20 protein-coding genes are annotated in these 20055 nt (G+C 49.5%); 4 read left to right on the top strand and 16 right to left on the bottom strand.

The features are described from left to right. Positions 1-10: 10 nt before the first annotated feature. From DWX62_RS18525 to DWX62_RS18505, 5 genes are all read right to left on the bottom strand, one after another. Entirely contained in the window at positions 11-322 is a 312-nt protein-coding gene (locus tag DWX62_RS18525) for a DUF4134 domain-containing protein (RefSeq protein WP_004311205.1), read from the bottom strand. Positions 323-523: 201 nt separating this feature from the next. Continuing rightward, positions 524-1264: a conjugal transfer protein TraD gene (locus tag DWX62_RS18520; RefSeq protein ID WP_120173081.1), complete on the bottom strand. Its 741-nt coding sequence runs from the start codon at positions 1262-1264 to the stop codon at positions 524-526. Beyond that, on the bottom strand, positions 1261-1623 hold the full coding sequence (locus DWX62_RS18515; protein ID WP_008781208.1) for a DUF3408 domain-containing protein: 363 nt from the start codon (positions 1621-1623) through the stop codon (positions 1261-1263). Before DWX62_RS18515 ends, DWX62_RS18520 begins: the two co-directional genes overlap by 4 nt. 24 nt (positions 1624-1647) lie before the next feature. Next, positions 1648-2097, bottom strand: a complete 450-nt coding sequence (locus tag DWX62_RS18510; RefSeq protein ID WP_008646091.1) for a DUF3408 domain-containing protein — start codon at positions 2095-2097, stop codon at positions 1648-1650. A gap of 5 nt (positions 2098-2102) precedes the next feature. Further along, entirely contained in the window at positions 2103-2858 is a 756-nt protein-coding gene (locus DWX62_RS18505) for a ParA family protein (protein ID WP_008646093.1), read from the bottom strand. Between the two features lie 232 nt (positions 2859-3090). On the opposite strand from DWX62_RS18505, the gene DWX62_RS22390 reads away from it, so the two are divergent. From DWX62_RS22390 to mobC, 4 genes are all read left to right on the top strand, one after another. Further along, positions 3091-3270 carry a hypothetical protein gene (locus tag DWX62_RS22390; RefSeq protein ID WP_120173083.1) on the top strand — a complete coding sequence of 60 codons (180 nt, stop codon included), beginning with the start codon at positions 3091-3093 and terminating at the stop codon, positions 3268-3270. Positions 3271-3539: 269 nt separating this feature from the next. Next, positions 3540-3968 (top strand): conjugal transfer protein MobA, encoded by a 429-nt coding sequence (mobA, locus tag DWX62_RS18490; RefSeq protein WP_005776212.1) that lies wholly within the window; start codon positions 3540-3542, stop codon positions 3966-3968. Further along, positions 3947-5197 (top strand): conjugal transfer protein MobB, encoded by a 1251-nt coding sequence (gene mobB / locus DWX62_RS18485; protein ID WP_120173080.1) that lies wholly within the window; start codon positions 3947-3949, stop codon positions 5195-5197. The genes mobA and mobB overlap by 22 nt, the downstream gene beginning before the upstream one ends. A gap of 32 nt (positions 5198-5229) precedes the next feature. After that, the gene (gene mobC, locus DWX62_RS18480; protein ID WP_120173079.1) at positions 5230-7239 is read left to right on the top strand and encodes a conjugal transfer protein MobC; all 2010 of its coding nucleotides are present in this window, start codon (positions 5230-5232) and stop codon (positions 7237-7239) included. Positions 7240-7333: 94 nt separating this feature from the next. Here the strand turns inward: mobC and DWX62_RS18475 are convergent, their stop codons facing one another. The 11 genes from DWX62_RS18475 to DWX62_RS18425 form a co-directional block, all read right to left on the bottom strand. Beyond that, complete coding sequence (locus tag DWX62_RS18475) at positions 7334-7747, bottom strand: hypothetical protein (RefSeq protein WP_120173078.1); 414 nt, start codon at positions 7745-7747, stop codon at positions 7334-7336. Between the two features lie 5 nt (positions 7748-7752). Continuing rightward, the gene (locus DWX62_RS18470; RefSeq protein WP_004315321.1) at positions 7753-9207 is read right to left on the bottom strand and encodes an ATP-binding protein; all 1455 of its coding nucleotides are present in this window, start codon (positions 9205-9207) and stop codon (positions 7753-7755) included. A 128-nt stretch (positions 9208-9335) separates the two neighbouring features. Beyond that, entirely contained in the window at positions 9336-9947 is a 612-nt protein-coding gene (locus DWX62_RS18465; RefSeq protein WP_004315320.1) for an RteC domain-containing protein, read from the bottom strand. Positions 9948-10193: 246 nt separating this feature from the next. Further along, positions 10194-10607, bottom strand: a complete 414-nt coding sequence (locus DWX62_RS18460) for a hypothetical protein (RefSeq protein WP_004315319.1) — start codon at positions 10605-10607, stop codon at positions 10194-10196. Positions 10608-10899: 292 nt separating this feature from the next. Next, positions 10900-12207 (bottom strand): sigma-54 dependent transcriptional regulator, encoded by a 1308-nt coding sequence (locus tag DWX62_RS18455; RefSeq protein WP_008019868.1) that lies wholly within the window; start codon positions 12205-12207, stop codon positions 10900-10902. Further along, positions 12188-14533, bottom strand: a complete 2346-nt coding sequence (locus DWX62_RS18450; RefSeq protein WP_008616536.1) for an ATP-binding protein — start codon at positions 14531-14533, stop codon at positions 12188-12190. The genes DWX62_RS18455 and DWX62_RS18450 overlap by 20 nt, the downstream gene beginning before the upstream one ends. 179 nt (positions 14534-14712) lie before the next feature. Next, positions 14713-15306 carry a hypothetical protein gene (locus tag DWX62_RS18445; RefSeq protein ID WP_120173077.1) on the bottom strand — a complete coding sequence of 198 codons (594 nt, stop codon included), beginning with the start codon at positions 15304-15306 and terminating at the stop codon, positions 14713-14715. Between the two features lie 4 nt (positions 15307-15310). After that, positions 15311-15997, bottom strand: coding sequence for a DUF2589 domain-containing protein (locus tag DWX62_RS18440; protein WP_120173076.1), 687 nt, complete (start codon positions 15995-15997; stop codon positions 15311-15313). Positions 15998-16018: 21 nt separating this feature from the next. Continuing rightward, positions 16019-16516, bottom strand: a complete 498-nt coding sequence (locus DWX62_RS18435; protein ID WP_077153022.1) for a DUF2589 domain-containing protein — start codon at positions 16514-16516, stop codon at positions 16019-16021. Between the two features lie 227 nt (positions 16517-16743). Next, positions 16744-18453, bottom strand: a complete 1710-nt coding sequence (locus DWX62_RS18430; RefSeq protein ID WP_120173075.1) for a fimbrillin family protein — start codon at positions 18451-18453, stop codon at positions 16744-16746. Between the two features lie 22 nt (positions 18454-18475). After that, complete coding sequence (locus DWX62_RS18425; protein WP_120173074.1) at positions 18476-20041, bottom strand: fimbrillin family protein; 1566 nt, start codon at positions 20039-20041, stop codon at positions 18476-18478. Positions 20042-20055: the final 14 nt, after the last annotated feature.

Raw genomic sequence — 20055 nt, 5'->3', positions numbered from 1 at the left:
ACATTGTTTATTAAAGGAAGAATGAGCGCAGGATAGTGGCGGCGACAATCAAGAAGATACAAGCCCCGAACCACGAGGCGGCGGTCTTCGAGGTGTCCGGGTCTCCGGACGAGAATTTTCCGTACACTTTCACGCCACCGATAAGCCCGACTACCGCGCCGATGGCGTAGATTAATTTCGTGCCGGGGTCGAAATACGAACTCACCATAGAGGTGGCTTCGTTGATGCCAGCCAGACCGTTTCCCTGTGCGAAAGCGGAGGCGGTTGCGGCAATCATAAGTGCCGCAGCGATGATTAACTTTTGTCTGATGTTCTTGTTCATAAACTGTTCTTTTTTGTGCCGTCCAAAGGGTGGATAGTCCTTTTTCGGGCGGTTGATACTTGATTACTTTACTTTGGTTTTAGTGGTTGCCCGTTTGTTTCTACGGACTTGGGGCTGTCCGTTGCGGGTTGGCTGTACCTTGTACCGCCGTGCGCGTGGGTGTCGTCTTTTTACGTTTTCATTTCCATTCTTTTTTAGTTGTTATACATAGTTTCGGAAGTCGAACTCCTCGATGTTGTCGGGAATCACGAACACCTTTTCCTTTTGTTGTGTCACGGTCATGTTCACCGTGTCCACGAAAACTGCCATCGCCTTTGCAAGCCTCTCGCTCATTGTATCATCGGTCAGGCGTTCCGTTATTCTTGTGAAAAGCTCTGTCCCGTCCAGTTCCGTCATGACCTTTCCGGCGTGTCGCATTTCCTCATCGGATGGTGATTCCTTCCGTATGGTGCGTACTGCCATGTCAATATCCTCGAAGCTGCTTCCCGAAGCCTGCTTTTTGTCTGGTTCTTCATCCTCCGGTTCATCTTCTCCGTACTCCAGTTCCGAGGGCGGGATGCTCGTAAAGGTTTCATCGAGTTTGTCCTCCGGTACTTGTGTCGGGCGTGAGACGGTTTCCGTGTTTCCGTCGTCAAAAGTAGCCTCTTCCTCCGACAGCTCAATGCCTTTTTCCGAAGTGGCGGCTTCTTGCGCCAGTATGGCAGCGGTTGTCCGGGTCGATGCCATCTTGAAACGGCTCTTGCCAATGATGTCCGAGGTGTCTGCGTGAGGTATTTCCTTATCCTTTCCTTGCTCTGCCACTGTACTGTCCAATGATCGCCACAACCCGGCAATATATCTGAAGAAACGGATGAGCTTCGTGTCCATGATGCGGTCATAAAACAGCAGGAACAGGAACCACACGTTGCAAGCAACCGATACGATTAAAAACGCCTTTGTCATAATCTTACTTTTTGGGCGTTTTCAATCTGTTCCATGTACTGCTGCCCGTATTGCCGGAAATGGTCGCGGAGGATGTTGTCCACGAACTTGCCGATGCTCAAACCGTTTCCCATCCGACTGGCAACGATAGCGACTTTCTCATGAATTTCTCGGCTGATGTATATACATTGCCGCGTTTTGATTTCCGATGCTTCCAAGAAAACAGAGAGCGGCTTGCCCCTGCCTTCATCCTTGCGGAAGTCGCTGCCGGTCTTTTCCTGACCGTATCCGTTTGCACACTTTGCTGCATTGGCAGCGGTTCTTTCACTCTTTCCTGTTTGCAGGCACTCAGCCTGACGGTTCTTCTTTGTTCTTTTCATACTTCTTTGTTGTTTTTGGGGTATTTATAAATTATAGGATTCCATGTGCCGTTTGAACGATTCGGCTATCTCGTCTTGGAACAGCGTGAAATGGTGTGTCAGCACGTTGTCAAGAAAAGCCGCGATAGTCACCTCGTTGCCACCGATTACATGAAGCATCTTCTGTATGCGGTCGTGGTACTCCTTGCGGATATAGACCTGCTTGCCGAGTCTTGCCGTGACGTTGGACCCGCATATGAATACGGTGTCATAATCCAATTTTTCCGGCTTGCTGTTCCTGCGCCTGCGTTCCGGCTCCTCTTTGGAGTGCGAGGCAGGTGGAGAAACGGCTTCCTGTATCGCTTCTTTCGGAGGTGGAGAAGTAGCGTTTCCGTCCGTGCTTCTCGCTTCCGGCGGAATGCTTGTATCGTCCAGTCGAAACGAGTTGATTACGGCTTCGCTGTCGATGTCCTCGATTCTTGTTTTCTTTGCCATGCCATTCAGTTTTTGATGATGCCGAGAATCTCATCGACGAGTTTGTCGAGGTTGCTGCCGCGTACCAGTATTTTGTCCGCCGGAAACGCCGTGGAGCGGAATACTGCCTTGCGTTCTGCCGCCGTCTCCTTGCGGAAACGCTTGCTGTCCGGCAGATGTGTTTCCAGAATGGACAGGGCGAACTCGGCACAGACCTTGTCGTATGCTTTGTAAAGTTCCGTCTTTTCGCGCCCGTCCACCATGTTCCACACGAGGTAAATCCCTTTGATACCGGACTTGCCCGTGCTTATCATCTGTTCGTTGATAACGGTGGCGAACTTAATGGAACTCTCCATCACCACACGGTCGGCGATGATGGGCGTGAAGATGTAGTCCATTTTGGAAATGGTCTGCACCACATCGGCATTGTTGATGGTTCCCGGCAAGTCGAAGAACACGAAATCAAGGTCGGGCTGCGCTGCCACCAGATTTTCGGCAGTCTTTACCGCATCTTCCGCACGGCTGCATCTGATGGTGTACGGGTTCTTCTTCAGCCGTTTGAGCTGCTCATACGCCATCACCTTGTAATGCCCGTCCTCCATGACAGCTTTCATGTCGCGCTTGCGCATGTCATGGATACTGTACTGTGGAAAATCGCAGTCCACCACGGCTACGTTGTAGCCTTTCACATAGTGCAGGTAGCTTGCTACAAGCACCGTCAGGGTTGTCTTACCCGCTCCACCTTTCTGCGTGGAGATTGCCACATAAGTTGCTTCTTTCATTTGTTTGATAATTTATTTGGTTATACATCTGTCCGGTGGCGGTAGCGTATTGCCATTAGTACGTACGCACGCGCTCCCATTCATTTATTTATTCACTCCTTAATCCGGCTGTGCCTATGGGTAATCATCGGTTTGTCCAACCGCCCATGCTTTTATCCGTCCGCATGGACGTGTGCTTGGAAAACTGTCTGAATACATACACCTGTTTTCAACCGTTTGGATTGATGCCCGGATTGGTGTCCGAGCATCCGGCGGAAGGAGTGTATTTTCAGTCCCACATCCGAATCACGCTGCAAATAAACAAGGATATTTTGGAACTTGTATTACTTCTCCGGCAAGTGGCAGCACGTTGCGTCGGTTGGCACTGATTGTCCGGGTCAAGCCCCTGTCCGATACCGCTTTAAGGGCGTAACTTTGCACCCGAACGGCAGGGTTCGCCGCAGGTGGCGCAGCCCGGAGTTTGAAAGGCATTCCCCCAATCCGTCCCCGACGGATTTTTATGTTCACCTGAACATAGCAAGGTATGTTTTCAGCCGCTCAAAATATTTTGAGCATCCCGGAAAACGCCTTGCCCTTGCAGGGGGCGGGCTTACCCTCCGAAGTCGGGAAGCCTCTCAAACCTACGGTGTCTGTGCCATGAAGCGGCGGCTTATGCCGTCAAACCGCTAAATCCAAAGTAATATGAGTGAAAAAAAAAGAAACAAAGGCGGGAGAAATCCCAAACTCGATCCGGCGGTGTTCAGATACACCGTCCGTTTCAGCGAGGAGGAACACAACCGTTTCCTCTCCATGTTCGAGAAGTCGGGCGTTTACGCCAAGTCGGTTTTCCTGAAGGCGCACTTCTTCGGGCAACCGTTCAAGGTACTGAAAGTGGATAAAACGCTGGTGGATTACTACACCAAGCTATCTGATTTTCATGCGCAATTCCGCGCAATAGGCACGAACTACAACCAAGTCGTGAAGGAACTGAGGCTGCATTTTTCCGAGAAAAAGGCGATGGCGTTGCTCTACAAACTGGAGCAACAGACCGTCGAACTCGTGAAACTGAGCCGCCAGATTGTGGAACTGTCTAAAGAGATGCAGGAAAAATGGTCGCAAAAATCAGCGTAGGAAACTCGTTGTACGGCGCACTTGCCTACAACGGGGAGAAGATCAACAAGGAGGAAGGGCGGCTGCTGACGACCAACCGCATCTACAATGACGGTACGGGAACGGTGGACATCCGCCGGGCGATGGAGGACTTCCTCGCCCTGATGCCCGTGCGGTCGAAGGTGGAGAAGCCGGTGGTGCATATCTCGCTCAACCCGCATCCCGACGATATGCTGACCGACACCGAGCTTCAGGACATCGCGCGGGAGTATCTGGAGAAGATGGGCTTCGGCAACCAGCCCTATATGGTGTACAAGCATGAGGACATAGACCGCCACCACCTGCATATCGTGACGGTGCGGGTGGACGGGGACGGCAGGAGCATAGACACCCGAAACAACTTTTACCGTAGCAAGCAGATAACCCGCGAGCTGGAACGGAAATACGGGCTGCATGACGCGGAACGGAAAAGCCGCCGTACCGATATGCCGCTGCATAAAGTGGATGTTTTGGCGGGCGATGTGAAGAAACAGGCGGGGAATGTGGTAAAGGAACTTAACCGCCGTTACCGTTTCCAGACGATGGGCGAATACCGCGCCCTCCTTTCCTTATATAATATAACGGTGGAGGAAGCGCGGGGCAACGTGCGCGGACGGGAATATAATGGGCTGGTCTATTCCGTTACGGACGACAGTGGCAACAAGGTCGGCAATCCTTTCAAGTCCTCGCTCTTCGGGAAGTCCGTCGGCTATGATGCCGTACAGAGAAAGTTCGCCCGTTCAAAAACGGAAATCAAGGACAGAAAACTCGCCGACATGACGAAGCGCACCGTCCTTTCCGTACTGCAAGGCACGTATGACAAGGAGAGGTTCATTGCCACACTCAAGGAGAAAGGTATTGACACCGTGCTGCGCTATACGGAGGAAGGACGCATCTACGGGGCCACGTTCATCGACCACCGAACAGGATGCGTGTTGAACGGCTCACGCATGGGCAGGGAACTGTCCGCCAACGCCTTGCAGGAACACTTCACGCTGCCATACGCCGGACAGCCGCCGGTTCCGCTTTTCATTACCACGGAGGGTCAGGAGGAAACGCAAGCTCCGTCCACTCCCGAATACGGAAGGGACTTGGACGGCATGGGCTTGTTCTCTCCCGAAGGTCCGGCAGTGGACGCCGAGGAGGAAGCCTTCATCCGGGCGATGCAGCGCAAGAAGAAAAAGAAGAAGCGCAAGGGCTTGGGAATGTAATCGAAAATATCAACAATCAAAAAAATCAAGGTATGTCACAACAAGAAGACGATTTGAGGGCATTGGCGAAAATCATGGATTTTCTGCGTGCCGTGAGTATTATTTTAGTGGTCATGAACGTGTACTGGTTCTGTTATGAAGCCATACGGCTCTGGGGTGTGGACATCGGTGTGGTGGACAGGATACTGATGAACTTCAACCGCACGGCGGGGCTGTTCCGTTCCATCCTCTACACGAAACTATTTGCCGTCCTCCTGCTTGCCCTGTCCTGTCTGGGGACAAAGGGCGTGAAGGGCGAGAAAATCACGTGGGGGAAAATCTGGGCGATCCTTGCCGTGGGCTTCGTGCTGTTCTTCCTCAACTGGTGGATACTGGCCCTGCCATTGCCGGTGGAGGCGGTGACGGGACTGTATATCCTGGCCGTTGGCGCGGGCTATGTATTCCTGCTGATGGGCGGTCTGTGGTTGAGCCGCCTGTTGAAGCACAACCTCATGGATGATGTGTTCAACAACGAGAACGAGAGCTTCATGCAGGAAACACGGCTTATCGAAAGCGAGTATTCGGTCAATCTGCCGACACGGTTCTACTACAAAAAGCGTTGGAACAACGGCTGGATCAATGTGGTGAATCCTTTTCGTGCCTCCATCGTGTTGGGTACGCCGGGTAGTGGAAAGTCATACGCGGTGGTAAACAGTTTCATCAAGCAGCAGATTGAAAAGGGCTTTTCGATGTATGTATATGACTTCAAATTCAGCGACTTATCTACAATCGCCTACAACCATCTGCTGAACCACCCGGAGGGTTACAAGGTGAAGCCGAAGTTTTATGTGATAAACTTCGACGACCCGCGACGCTCGCACCGCTGTAATCCCATCCACCCGGATTTCATGGAGGATATTACGGACGCTTATGAGAGTGCGTACACCATTATGCTCAACTTAAATAAAAGTTGGGTGCAAAAGCAGGGCGACTTTTTCGTAGAATCGCCCATCATCCTTTTCGCGGCTATTATCTGGTATCTCAAAATTTTCCAGAACGGCAAGTATTGTACGTTCCCCCATGCGATTGAGTTCCTGAACCGCCGCTATGAGGATATTTTCCCGATACTGACCTCTTACCCGGAATTGGAAAACTATCTTTCTCCGTTCATGGACGCATGGCTCGGAGGGGCTGCGGAGCAGTTGATGGGGCAGATAGCAAGCGCGAAAATCCCTTTGTCAAGGATGATTTCCCCGCAGCTCTATTGGGTGATGTCGGACAGCGAGTTCACGCTGGACATCAACAACCCCGAAGAACCGAAAATACTCTGTGTGGGCAACAATCCCGACCGTCAGAATATCTACGGGGCCGCTCTCGGTCTGTATAACTCCCGTATCGTGAAACTCATCAACAAGAAAGGGATGCTGAAGTCGTCGGTCATCATCGACGAGCTGCCCACGATTTATTTCAAGGGGTTGGACAACCTTATCGCCACCGCGCGAAGCAACAAGGTTGCCGTGTGTCTGGGCTTTCAGGATTTCAGCCAGTTGGTGCGCGACTACGGTGATAAAGAAGCGAAGGTCGTGATGAACACCGTCGGCAATATCTTTTCCGGTCAGGTGGTGGGTGAAACCGCCAAGACGCTTTCCGAACGCTTCGGTAAGGTGTTGCAGAAACGGCAGTCCATTTCCATCAACCGGCAGGATGTTTCCACCTCCATCAACACGCAGATGGATTCACTCATCCCGCCGAGCAAGATTTCCGGCTTGACGCAGGGTATGTTTGTCGGTTCGGTATCCGACAACTTCAACGAGCGTATCGAGCAGAAGATTTTCCATTGCGAGATTGTCGTGGATGCCGAGAAGGTGAAGCGCGAGGAGAAAGCCTACAAGAAAATCCCCGTCATTACCGACTTTACGGACGGGGACGGCAACGACCGCATGAAGGAAACGGTTCAGGCGAATTACAGGCGCATCAAGGAGGAAGTGAAGCAGATTGTTCAAGAGGAACTGGAACGTATCGCAAATGATGAAAACTTGAAACACCTGTTGCAGCAGAAATAACAGATTCCTTTATATATGAAAAAGGGGATATGTCAAAACACCCAAAATATGAAAATTACCCCTGTCACAGATATCTGTAGCAAGGGTAATTTTGTTAAAAAGAGAGTTTTGACACCCTCTTTTTATTCTCAGATTTGAGATGCTTGTTGATGGTGGTAATGGCAAGCATCAGCAAATAATTTTTCAGTTCTGTATCGTCTTTAAGCAGTATGCTGTATTCTTCGGCAAACATTCTCAACAGTCTGGTTCTGAGTTTCGACATTTCTTCACCGAAAGGTATCTGTCGGTTTTCTTGCCAATACTCAATCACTACGGAAGATACCAGCCACTTGAACTCGGATTTCATCTCTTTGCCGAGTTTCTTGAAGCGGATTTGTTCGCTAATTGGCGGCTCGTTGTATGGCATCATGTCTGCCGGGTCATAAACGGATATACTGCCGATACCATAATCCATGATTATCGGTAAATCAGTTTTTACATCATTCTTATGTTTCTTCTTTTTAGCCATACCCGTTATTGTTGCAGGAAACCTTTACCTTTATCAGTAAGATAGTATTTCTGTTGCGGACTCTTGGAGCCTATGGGATAAAGTGAAAGGACCAAACCGGAATTTATTGCCGGATGGATATAGTTCTTTAAGAAATTCCTTTTATCTTTCATTCCCGTTTTCTCCATGATTTCTTTAGCAGAGAGAGTGTTGTTCCCAATAGCAGACAACAGTTTTCCTAACTGTGGGGTTACTGTGGGGTTACTATAGGGTTGCTGTGGGGTTGCTGTGGGGTCTTGTCCTACTGTAGTTCTTGTATAATGAAACACAATCCATACAGCATTGCCGTCGGTATGAAACTCCGGATCCGGAATACCGACACGGCGACATTCGTTTACCATAAGGGCTATGCCACGTCCCCAACTCTCCAATACTGCACTTTTGTACAGCACATTGGCTACTATCAGATTTTGTGGTTCGGAATTGTGGCCACCCAACAGTTTCTCAATGGTAATATCAGGCGGAAATGTTCCGCTGTTTTCAATCTCCACGCGGTCATCATAGATAGCAATCCCGACTGAACTGCCGGGGCGATGGTAAACACGATGTGCAAAAGCATTTATGCAACATTCTCTCAATGCCTTATATGGCACATTCAGTTCCTCTTCTCTGTACAAACCTTCAATTTTACCGGAAAGGGACAAATGCTTGAAGAAAAATGCCATTGCAGCATCCAGCAAGTTGAATATATTGCCTGTCACACGCTGATTATCTAAAAATTCATCTTTTGTCGTTCCTTTGAACCGGGCTAAACGGAGCAGACATTGGGGATAATGGTAGAAGTTTCGTCCGAATAGGACAACGGAAGCATTGTTCAGCTTTCCATCATTCAACAAGTCAAATTTTTCAAGGATGGTTCGGACATCCTCCTGCATAGAACCTTCCGGCAAACGTCCGCCTCTGATTCCTCCACGTACTGCGCCCAAGATTGCCGTTTCGTCAAGGTCGGATATTTTCAAGCTGGGATTTTGCATGGAATCCCAAGCATAGGTTCCGCCTCGCTGCATAACCAACAGGTTGTATATACCCTGCGGCATGGCAGATGTAACGCTCTCTATCCGTTGATAAGCCCTCCCCTTATAGGTGAACGGGCGCATATATCGTTGTTCTTCCGCTGATAAAGCTATAACACTTTTGTTCGTTCCCGGAATGTCTGTATAGGATATATCAATGGTCGCAAACGGCTCGATTCGTCTGATGGTTTCCGCAATATCGCGCTTCGTCTTGTCGCTCACTTCCTGACCGATAATCTTTCCCTTGTCGGTTACACCGAACAGCACCGTGCCGCCCGTACCGTTCAGGAAGGCACAAAGAGTTTCCATTCCACGCTCCAACTGCCCGGTAGTTTCTTTGAACTCAACTGTCCCGCCTTCGGCTCCGGCAATCAGTCCGTTCAATATTTCGAGGTTATCTATTTTCATCCGTCATTGATTAATACTTGCAAAGTTAATGATTTTAATCGGCTTTCCGGCAGATAATAGAGTGATTGTAAATGAAGAAGGATAAGAAACCGTATAATCCGGCCGCTTATCCTTTGTTTGGCATTCGTTTATCTCCTCATCCGCTCCAATTCATCGTCATGTCGCATCTTCGCGTTCAGTTTGTCCTGCATCTTTTCAAGGAAGTAGGTGCGACTGTCGCTTTTCCTGCGTTTGATGTCCGTATAGAAGCGGTAGCAGTCTTTGGACTCCACACCGAAAAAGGAATAGAGGACAGGGGCAAGCTCTTTCAGCGAAGCCTTGCCGCCATTGATGCAGCCGGTGGCGTAGAGGGCATAGATTAGCTCTACCAACTCGACGGCATTACCGGTCCATTGCAGGGCTGGGACTGTGGCTTTGGTTTCGGATGTGGATGTTAGTGGTGGCACGGAGGTAATTGCAGAAGCGGATACTATCTTCTGCATCTTTCGGATGAAGGATAACGCCTTGCGGATATACACAGTGACGACATTCTCCTCCGATACCGACAAGTTCTGTGGATGGTGCTGTAATTCGATTTCGGCAAAAGCCAACGCCACAATAATATGCTTGGCATCATTGCCGCCGTAGCACAGGTTTATTACTTCCTGCACGAATCCGCCGTATGCCGTTTCCGTGCTACCGTTGTCTTTTCCGTTTATCATGGCGAAAAACTGTGTTTCCGCCAGTATGAGATGGTTCATTATCTTTTCTGTTTTGAGGGTTTACACTTGTTTATCAGTGTGCGCACACTGATATATGGTGCAAATCATAGCCCTAAACACGAGAAAAGATTGTGAGAAAATTGTACTACATTGTTTTTCAGAAAGATAAAATTCAAAAATAATTTTATCCTTGATTGCATCCCTTGTGAAATGTGTTCAGATTCTGAACATGTGTTCACTTTCTGAGCACGGAAATCCCGCCAAGATGTTCATAATCTGAACATTTTATGCCCGTGGCTCTTTATGATAGGTAAGCCGGATTACTCCGTCCCTATAAGTTTTGTTCTCCATAAGCCGCCAGTCATTCATAGGTAGTGCTGACTTGAAAAAATGCGCTCCGTTTCCGTCGATGGTTGGAACAACGTATAGTATGATTTCATCTATCACGTTCATCCGTAACAGTCCGTTGGCATATTCGGTATTCCCGGCAGTTACTTCCAACAAATGGCAAATGCTTCCACCTTCCTCCCTCCATTCTTGAAGCACGGATACCGAATAGTCGGATGTCAGCTTATACAGGGCATTGGCACGTATTTCATCCATACCGTAATCTTCGGTTTGAAGCAACCGCTTCCGGGGATGCAGTTTCATCGGACAGCCATCTATTGAGATAACGGCAAGTAATTGTATTTTCGCCATAACGTATTTTCTTTCCTTTTTGGCGAGGCAAAAAAGTAGCGTGCAATTCACACTACTTTCAAGCGATGGCTCTGGTAAAGCCTTTACGGAGAGTACGTGAATGCACGCTATGCGTAAGCATAGCATAAGCATCACGCAATCGTCTCCGTAGTTTCAATTTACCAGATTTTCGCTCGAAACGCCTTGCGGTCTTATGTCTATATCATCGGCGAAAAGTTACCCGATCGCCTGCTATTTTCTGAAATACAATTGCAAAGTTAATCAATTATTGCCATTTACAGCCATACTCCGGTCAGTTTTCTTCATTCAATCCATACTCTACCAATTTATTATACAGCGTTGTCCTGCCGATACCCAGTATCTTTGCAGCCATTTTCTTGTTACCGGCTGCTTGTTTCAAAGCACGCAGGATACGTCCTCTTTCTTCATCCCCGCTCTTCAATGTAAAACAAGCGGAAGTAGCGGACGGTTCATTGTCAAGTTCCAAATCGGCTTCGGTTATCATATCGCCTTCTGATTGCAGGACTGCCGTCTGTATCTTCTGTTTCAACTCGCGCACGTTGCCCGGCCACGCATGGGCGAGCAGGGCATTACGGGCAGATGCGGCAAACCCTTTTACTTCACGTTCCAACTCACGGTTTGCCATTTCACGGAAGAACTCGGCCAATGGCATGATGTCTTCCGGGCAGTCGCGCAAGGGCGGCATGGTTATCACATACTCCTGCAAGCGATAGAGCAAATCCTGCCGGAACCGCTTTTCCGTTACGGCTTTCTGCAAATCCTCGTTGGTTGCAGCCACTATCCTCACGTTGGCTGTTTTGTCCTCCTTTGCACCGACGGGACGGTAACGGCGTTCCTGTATGGCGCGGAGCAGCATCTGTTGCATCTCCATTGTTAGGTTGCCCACTTCGTCAAGGAACAGCGTGCCGCCATCCGCTTCCAGAAAATACCCCGTCTTGTTTGCTTCGGCACCAGTAAACGCACCCTTGACGTGTCCGAAGAAGGCGGATTGTATCAATGACGGGGACAAGGCTCCGCAGTCCACTGCCACAAAAGGTTTATCGGCAAGTTTGCTTTGTTGGTGTATATGTTGTGCGATATGTTCCTTGCCCGTACCGTTCTCGCCCAGTATCAGCACGCTCATCCGGGTGGTGGCTACAAGGCGCACACGTTTCTTGATTTTCTGATAGGCTTCGCCCTGCCGGACGAATATCGGAATGTTCCATTGTAGTCGCTTTTCATGTTCTTTTTGCAGGGTGCGGATAAGCGGTATCAGTTTATCCTCCAACAACTGTTTCTGTATGTAATCCTTTGAGCCGAGCTTCATACTTTCCACTGCCGTATGCACCTCCCCGTAATTGGTCATAACGATAAACACCTGCTGTTTGTCGTTGGCACGCATCCACCGTAACAACTCTATGCTTTCACCGTCGGGGAGGCGTAGGTCGGCAACGACAATATCATCCACCTCTGACTTTGCCAATAGTTTCTTGGCAGTGGCAAGATTATATGCCGACATAGTATCGAAGCTGTCTTTCTTCAGCAGGTTGCAGACATAATCGTTATAGACGGGGTTGTCCTCAATCACAAATACTTTCATCCGACAACCTCCTTTCCTTTTGCGCAAGTTCTATGATAACTGTTCCCATACGAAGCATGGCATCCACGCATTTCCGCAATTCCATTTCGGAACATTCAGATTCTTGATGCAGCAGTTCATACAGGTTCCACAAGGGTTTGTCAGCACGGATAACAGCCCATGAACTTCGCTGACGGTGCATCCATTCGTCCAATGCCTTGCGGTCATTCCTCTCCATGATTTCCCGGACAGCCTGCATATCCTTTTCTGTTTCGGTTATCAAACGGTCGAGCATCGCCCGTTTGTCACCATATGCAAGCAGAGAGGACAAGTCGGGAAGTTCATCCTTGTCCGTACTTGTCAAAAGGCATTTGTCTGATACAGCAACCAGTTCGGAAATGGAAAATGGCTTGAACAGGCAGGCGGTAAATCCATTTTCCAACAGCTCCTCTTCGCTGCAACTGCCGGAGGCGGTCGCCACGACAATGGGAATCTCTTTCGAGTTGCTGACACTTGACGAGCGTAACAACTCCAACACCTCATAGCCGTTAATCTCCGGCATTTTCATATCGGTTATCATGAGGTCGTATGTGTGCTGCCGCATGGCTTCCATTGCATCGCCAATAGTGGTGAACGTGTCGCAATGCACACCTATACCAGCATACATTTCCTTTGTCATGGATAATACCATCGGATTGTCGTCCAATACGATGACAGAATAAGGTCTTTCTATATGAGCCAGACTTTCTGCGGCTGTCTGTTCTTCAATACCAATATCGGCAGTGTTCATTGGCAACTCCACAGTAAAACGACTGCCTTCTCCTTTTTCGCTTTCCAAGCGTATAGTGCCGCCAAGCATCCCGACTATCTGTTTCACAATGCTTAACCCCAATCCGAAACCGTCTTGCGTGGCGGCGTTGGAAAGCCGCTCGAACGCTCCGAACACTCGCTGTTGTTCTTCCGCACTCATGCCGGTTCCGGTGTCCTCTACTACAAGGGTCAGCCTATTGCCGTCATAGCTTATGACAAGTGAAACGCTTCCGGCATTCGTGAACTTGACGGCATTGCCCAGCAGGTTGTCGCATATCTGTATGATGCGCTCCTTGTCGCCATTCAGGATAATACCCTCCGGGCACTCGATGGTAAGTTTAAGATCTTTTGCTTCTGCTTGTTGCGTAAACTCCGTTTGCAACAGCTCCGCGATGTTTTCCAAACGAAACGGACGGACATTCGCCTGTTCCTTGCCGCTGTCCAAGCGGAAGAAGTCAAGCAGGGAGTTGAGCATGTCGGTCATTCTCTTGGAGGCTTGCAGGATATTGTCCGCATAACCGCTTATCTTTTCTTCTTCGTTGTCCTGCATCAGTTCCGCATATCCATGTATGGCAGTCAGTGGTGTGCGTAGCTCGTGGGTGATGGTGTGCATCGCTTTCTTGCGTGAGGCTATCAACGATTCGTTTTGTTTTACGGACTTTTGCAGTTGCCCGATTAAATCTGTTGTCTTACGTTTGTACTGCTTGATGCGGGTGGCATAGCGGTGAATGATGATGTATGAAATAATGAGCAACAGCAGCATGACACCCGTTATGATACCTACCTGCAAGAACGACTTTTCACGCATAGCGGATATTTCCGCCTCACGTTCCTGCAAGTCAGCCTGCACCTTGTGGTCCATCTGCTGGATAAGGGTTTGCAGTTGGCGGTTCAGTTCCGCATTGCGGCTGGCAAGGCTGTCGGCATATTCCGACAGACGATGGCTTTGGGCACGTTGTTGCGCTATCATATCACGGTTCAGTGTGTAGAGCATCGTGGTGGTCGTCGTCGGAGGTGCTTCCTGTTTCTTGCCGAACAACCCGAGAAAACCTTTCCTCCTCTGTTTCTTCGGCTCTTCCTGCCTGCTCGTTTGCACTATCACCGGCACCTGCTTGGCTATCCGGCGGTTGATGTCCGCCTGTTGTTCCAGAGCCTCCATGATGGCGCACAGCCGCTTTTCCTTGTCCTCCAGCAAGTGGCGCACGCTGTCTATGCGCACCGATTCGTAATGGCTCTTGAAGCGGCAAAGCATACTATCCACCGTCATCCGTTGCCGCCGGTATGCCGCCACATCCTTATCGTCCCATTCCAGCACCGACTCGCCCAAAAGAGACAACTCCACCACACCCACATACGCATCGTGTGTTTCCTTGCGGAAGCGGTTGATTTCACGGTTCTCCCGTTCCAGCAACTCCAAGTCGCGCCATTCTCCGAGCCACGTGCAGATGATGCCGCCCACCAGCAGGACTATCAACAGATAGCCTGCGGCAAGCAGCTTGCGGAAATGCTTGGTAGTGGTAACGAATTGTTCGCTCATTTGCTGTTTGTGTAAATACCGTTATTTAAAATACGCATATAGGTCGTGGAACTTCGCAGGTTCATGGATGAGAATGGCGGCCATGCTGCCTATGACCGCCACCAGAATTATATATCCGAATAGAATTCTACTCCTCAATGAAACAACCATTCTTCCCTTATTTACAATTGTTATAATTATTAAGGCATCTGACCACCGGCGATAGGTGGAATTTCTGTTAGTATGGGATTTCTCGGGATTGAGTTAAAAATTCTTTGGCCACGTATGGCTTGACTTGGAGGAGCGTTTTCATTTACATCAAGCCGATAACATCTATCGTTAAATGTTATAATTCCCCAAATACCAATGGTTCCTGGGATTCTCGCCAATCCTTCAGTAGGTTTAAAAAGAACAACATTATCTATTATTTGATTTTTAACCGCCCGATTCCATGATGTTTTAATACTATTGTTAGGCGTTGGAATATGAGCAACATACCTAATGCCATTGTGCCTAAAACTGGCCATATAACACCCCGAAAAACCTGAACTTAAAGTATCTATGCCATTTGAAGCAACGACTGCTATTCTATCCGCAATATATATGACACAGGCATAGTCTAATCTAAGAAAACGATAGTTACGGGTATATCCTTTTATTTGAAATGTCAAATCACTTTGCGTGACAATCGGAGGGGTCAAACCTACATTATAAATATTTTGATAATGAAACCGTGCAATATTTGTCATTACTGCTTGACTGTTTGGCAATCTTAATGCTTGAATCAAATTCATATATTTACTTACTGTTACTTTCGTTTGTTATAGGCTCGATACATGATGCCATTATATCCATCAGTTTAGACAGACCTTCGGTCTGCGGCTGCTGGCTGGCAGAAACATGTATCTGGTATTTTGCCGTTTGGTTGGTCATGCGGGTGTTCTCGCGGGCGGTTGTGACTTTGCCGCTGATTTCCGCATTTATAAACCAATGTTTTGCAGAAGCTTTTGTCTCTACTTCTGCGTTGGTAGTGCTTTTTACGTTTGATGTATCGGTAACCTCCATCTGGAAATCGACATCCACGCGATCTATGAGCAGGGAAGGAATAGGCACCAATCCTATAAACGGAGCCTTGACACTTTGTGACATTGTTGTCATTTTTCCATCCTGCTGTATCGGTCTTTTAATATCGAATTCCAATACACGAGCTGTTTTACCGTCTTCATCAAAAGCAATTTTCTGGTAGAAATTCCATGCTGTCGCTGCCAATTCCTGTTGAGCTTCGGCTGCTGCAATAAGCGGTGCTGCAATCAGTTCCCGCATGGGAAGCCCCTTAAAATTGTCAGTCACATTCGAATCTCCAAGTACAGGGGATGTACCGTTATTTTTAGTCTCTTCCAATGCAGCGGAAATAATCTCTTTCGCTTGCCCGCTTATATTTTCTGCATATTCTTGTTGCCCTTGGTTCTTTATTTCTTCTGCCATAACATTTGAATTTTGAAATTGTTAGATGTTTTTTACAAAATCGTCAATGATTCGGGAAATACTCTCCGGAGTCTCCTGAACTTTAAAATTGACGCAAACCTCCATGACATCATCTGTATCTGGTTTTATGTTGCTCATCTGCATCTGGAGATTGGCTCTGTGCGGACTGGATAACAGCAAGTTGTTTTCCGGAATCTGTGATTCCACGCTTCCGACCTTCGCCTTGAACTTTATCTGCACATTATCCATTGCAAGATAATGATGGGATATCAAGGCTATAAGTGGAATATCAATAGTCTTGTCTCCAACCATGATTTTTTTTGATTGGAACGTATTTGCGTTATTTGCATTTGTTCCTTCAAAAAGTCTGGTCAGATTTTGTATCTGATGATTCTGTAATGTATCTTGTGCACAGTTTACGGCGTACTGCAAACCATTCATAATATCAGAGAATGAATTGGTTTGAACACTGTCCGGCTCATCGTCATTATTTTTCTTGCCTCTGTGAAAAAGTCCCATGTTTTTAATTTAAATACTTGATTTGTTGTCTTTAATGAGCACCAATCTTGACAATGTCCGGCTTACAGCTTCCATATTTACACTGGAGACTATATTATTATTGACAATGCCTTGATGCCAAAACCAATATGGTGGATTCTCCGTGTGTTCCATCACGTCCTCCTTTCTTTATTGGGGTTATACTTCGGTTCTTTCCGTTGCGGACGGAACTTTTTCCGCCCGACGGCTTACTGCTTCCTCAAGGTAGGCAATGCTCCGGTGAGTTCGTAACGCCACTCTGAACCTGCGTTCTGCAAGGCGGTGTTCATGGCATCGACGGCTTTCTGCCAGGTAACGCTGGTGCCGTCCACCTTCGTAGCTTCGGGGGCGGTGCCTACCTTTTTGTAGCCGATGCCTTGTTCCTGATTGTTCTTCCAATAGCAGGCGGTCACGGTGGTGGAGTTATATCCACAAAAGCCGCCGATATACACATTGACGGTGCTACTACCTGTACTGGTTACGTTGCCCGTGGCATAGCAGGCAAGGATGCGGCTTCCTCCGTTGAATCCCACCGCACCGCCGACATCGATATTATTTTGGGAGGCTATTTCTAAGGTCACGTTGCCCGTGGCATAGCAAGCGGTCATGGTGGCATTCGAATTCGTCTGACCTGCCACGCCGCCGACATCGACCATTCCCTTCACTGTGGCAGATGAACTGCATCCGGTGATGGAACCGCCCCATTGAGCACCCACCACACCGCCGACGTACACCGTGCCGCTGACGCTGCCCGACACCGAGCAGTTTTCAATAGTGCCCCGGCTAAATCCTGCCACGCCGCCAGCCTGGCTCGACCCGTTATTGCTTGTTATCTGTATGCCCTCCATCACCACGTTCTTCACCGTACCGGCATTACCGATATAGCCGAACAGACCCGCATATTTGTCATTTGTCGTAACGGTCAGCCCCGTGATGGTATGGCCGCCGCCGTCAAAGGTGCCCGTGTATGAGTTTTTGAAGCTTGTGCCTATCGGCGTCCAGCCTTTGCCCGTAAGGTCAATGTTTTTGTCGAGGGTAATGTTAATGTCGGTCTTACCTCCGTTCACTAATTCGGCTACATTCATCAGGCCATCGGCGGAGGTCACGGTGTAGCTGCCGTTGCTCTCTATGGTATAGCCCAGGTCTTTTGCCGCAGCGAGGGAGACGGTGTAGGTATATTCACCGCCCGCCTGCCAGTCGGTAGCATTCTTCATCTTATAAACGAAGGTCTTGCCGTTAGTGAAGGTGCTGGTAATGAAGGTCGTGCCAGCTGCCACACTTTGCGGGGCTACAAGAGCGGTGTAGGTGTTGCTGCCCTTGTCATACGGGGTGATTTCGGCTGGGTTGTCGCCTTCGGTGGAGAGCCCCGTCAGCTGCACGGATGCCAGCCCCTCGGTGTAGTCCGTCAGAACGATGGTCACTCGCGCCGTGCGGTGGGTGAAGCGGAGCGTGGGGCTACCGTAGGTCACCGTCTGTCCGTCGGCTACGATGAGGTCGCTGCCCTCAAAGTCCTTCTGGGTACTTTGGTTGGCTTTTACCTTCACAGCAGAAGGGGTTGTCTCGCCAGCGGTGTAGGGCCACCACGCTGTGACGGTGATGTCGTTGTGGTTGGTCCAGTAGTGTGGGTCGGTGGAGGTTAGCGTGGCGCTGGTGGGGTCGGCGGTGGTGGGCGTCACGTCGTATGCCTTCACCGTGCCGTCCATCAGGACTGCCACGATCTGCACACCCTCCCAATTGCCGTCCACCGGGGCACGGGTGCCGGTGGTGGCCGTCGCTGCGGTGGTCAGCCCCGTGGCGGTGAAGACGATGGATGTGCCTTCTGCCCCTTCCGGCAGGAAGCCCGCTTCGTCCTGCGTGCAGGCGGCAATGCCGAGCAGCAGGGCTATGGCTGCAGATGTATGGATGATTGTTCGTTTCATGATGCGTGTTGTTTAGGGTTCGTTATTGTTTCTTTTGCAATACGGGCAGACCGTCGGTGCCGAGTACCCACTGGTAGTCGCCAGCGGTGAGGGCGGTGTTCATGCCGTCGACGGCTGTCTGCCATTTCACTGTCGCGCCGTCCACCTTCGTGGCATCTACCTTTTCTCCATGATCACGGAATACTCCTTGCCCGACATTGCCTCCCCAATAACAGGAAGTTATAATTTTGTAGTTATAACGCACTATAGCTCCGGATTCATACTCTTTCAATGTGCCGTCGAACCAGCAAGCGGTGATTCTGCCATAATTTAAATCGGCTATACCACAAGTTCTACCATATGCAGAAATTTTTCCCGTCACAGAGCAGGCAATGATTTGGCCATTATTTTGCTCCACTATTCCAGCAGCTGATCCACTATTGCCATACAGATTCACATCTATGAGTTGTAAGTTCTTTATCACTCCACGTTCATTTAATAACCCAAAAAGTTCAGTAGTCGCTGCTGAAAAGTTTAATCCCGTAATGCGGTGTCCCTGCCCATTAAAGATGCCGGAGTAACCTGGCCATGTGCCTATCCGTGTCCATTCCCTACCCGTCAGGTCGATGTCGGCGGTGAGGGTGCAATTTATTGATTCATCTTTTTGTACGGCTTTGTTCCATGCCAGCAAGCCGTCGGCGTTATAGACCGTGTAACTGCCGTCGTTCTGTATAGAATAACCCAAATCCTCAGCCTCACCGCTCTCGCTGCCACCGTCAGCCCAGTCACCGATAGTGCAGCCATCTAATGTCAGGCCAGTGGCGTTCACCTTAACGGTATATTTATAGCGACTGCCTGCTGCCAACACGACGTTGTTCTGCGGACGGAAGTAGAAAGTGCCGCTGCCGAGTTCCACCCTGATGAACGGCTTGCCTGCCACAACGGTCTGCGGGGCGGTCAGTGCCTCGTAGGTGTTGCCGCTTGCGTTGTAGGTCTTGATGGCGGTCGGGTTGCCGTTATCGGCAGACAGGCTTACGAGGCTCACCGTGGCACCGGCGACGCTCGTGAATCCCGTGCCGGGCTTCAGATCGATTGCCACGCGTGCCGTGCGGTGGGTAAATTCAAGTGTCGGGTCGTCAAATTTCACCGTCTGGTTTTCGGCAGAGATGAAGTCGCTGTTCTGGAAGTCAGCCAATTGGCTCTGGTCTTCAGCCACCTTCACGGCAGGCATCTGGGTGATGTCGGCATTATCGAAGGGCCACCATGCCGATACGGTAATCGGGTTGCGGCTGGTCCAGTAGTGCGGGTCGTTCTCGCGTGAGAGTGTGGCACTCTTGAAATCGGTAGAAGCCGTTACGGTGTATTCCTTTACCGCATCGTCCGTCTTGAGTGCCACGGAAGTGACGCCCTGCCAGTCGCCGTCCACGGTGGCACGGGTTGATGGGGCTGCCTGCGGCGTTGCCTCTACGGACAGTCCGGTGGCACGGATGACTACGGGGTATTCTCCTTCGGGCAGACGGTTATCGTCGGCAAGTTCGTCCTGCGTACAGGCGGCAAGGCCGAGCAGCAGGGCGATGGCTGCGGATGTATGGATGGTTGCTCGTTTCATGATGCGTGTCGTTT

The sequence above is a fragment of the Bacteroides sp. AF20-13LB genome, from assembly GCF_003603065.1.
GTDB classification, from domain to species: domain Bacteria; phylum Bacteroidota; class Bacteroidia; order Bacteroidales; family Bacteroidaceae; genus Bacteroides; species Bacteroides uniformis.
This window is presented reverse-complemented; position numbering and strand designations above follow the sequence as displayed.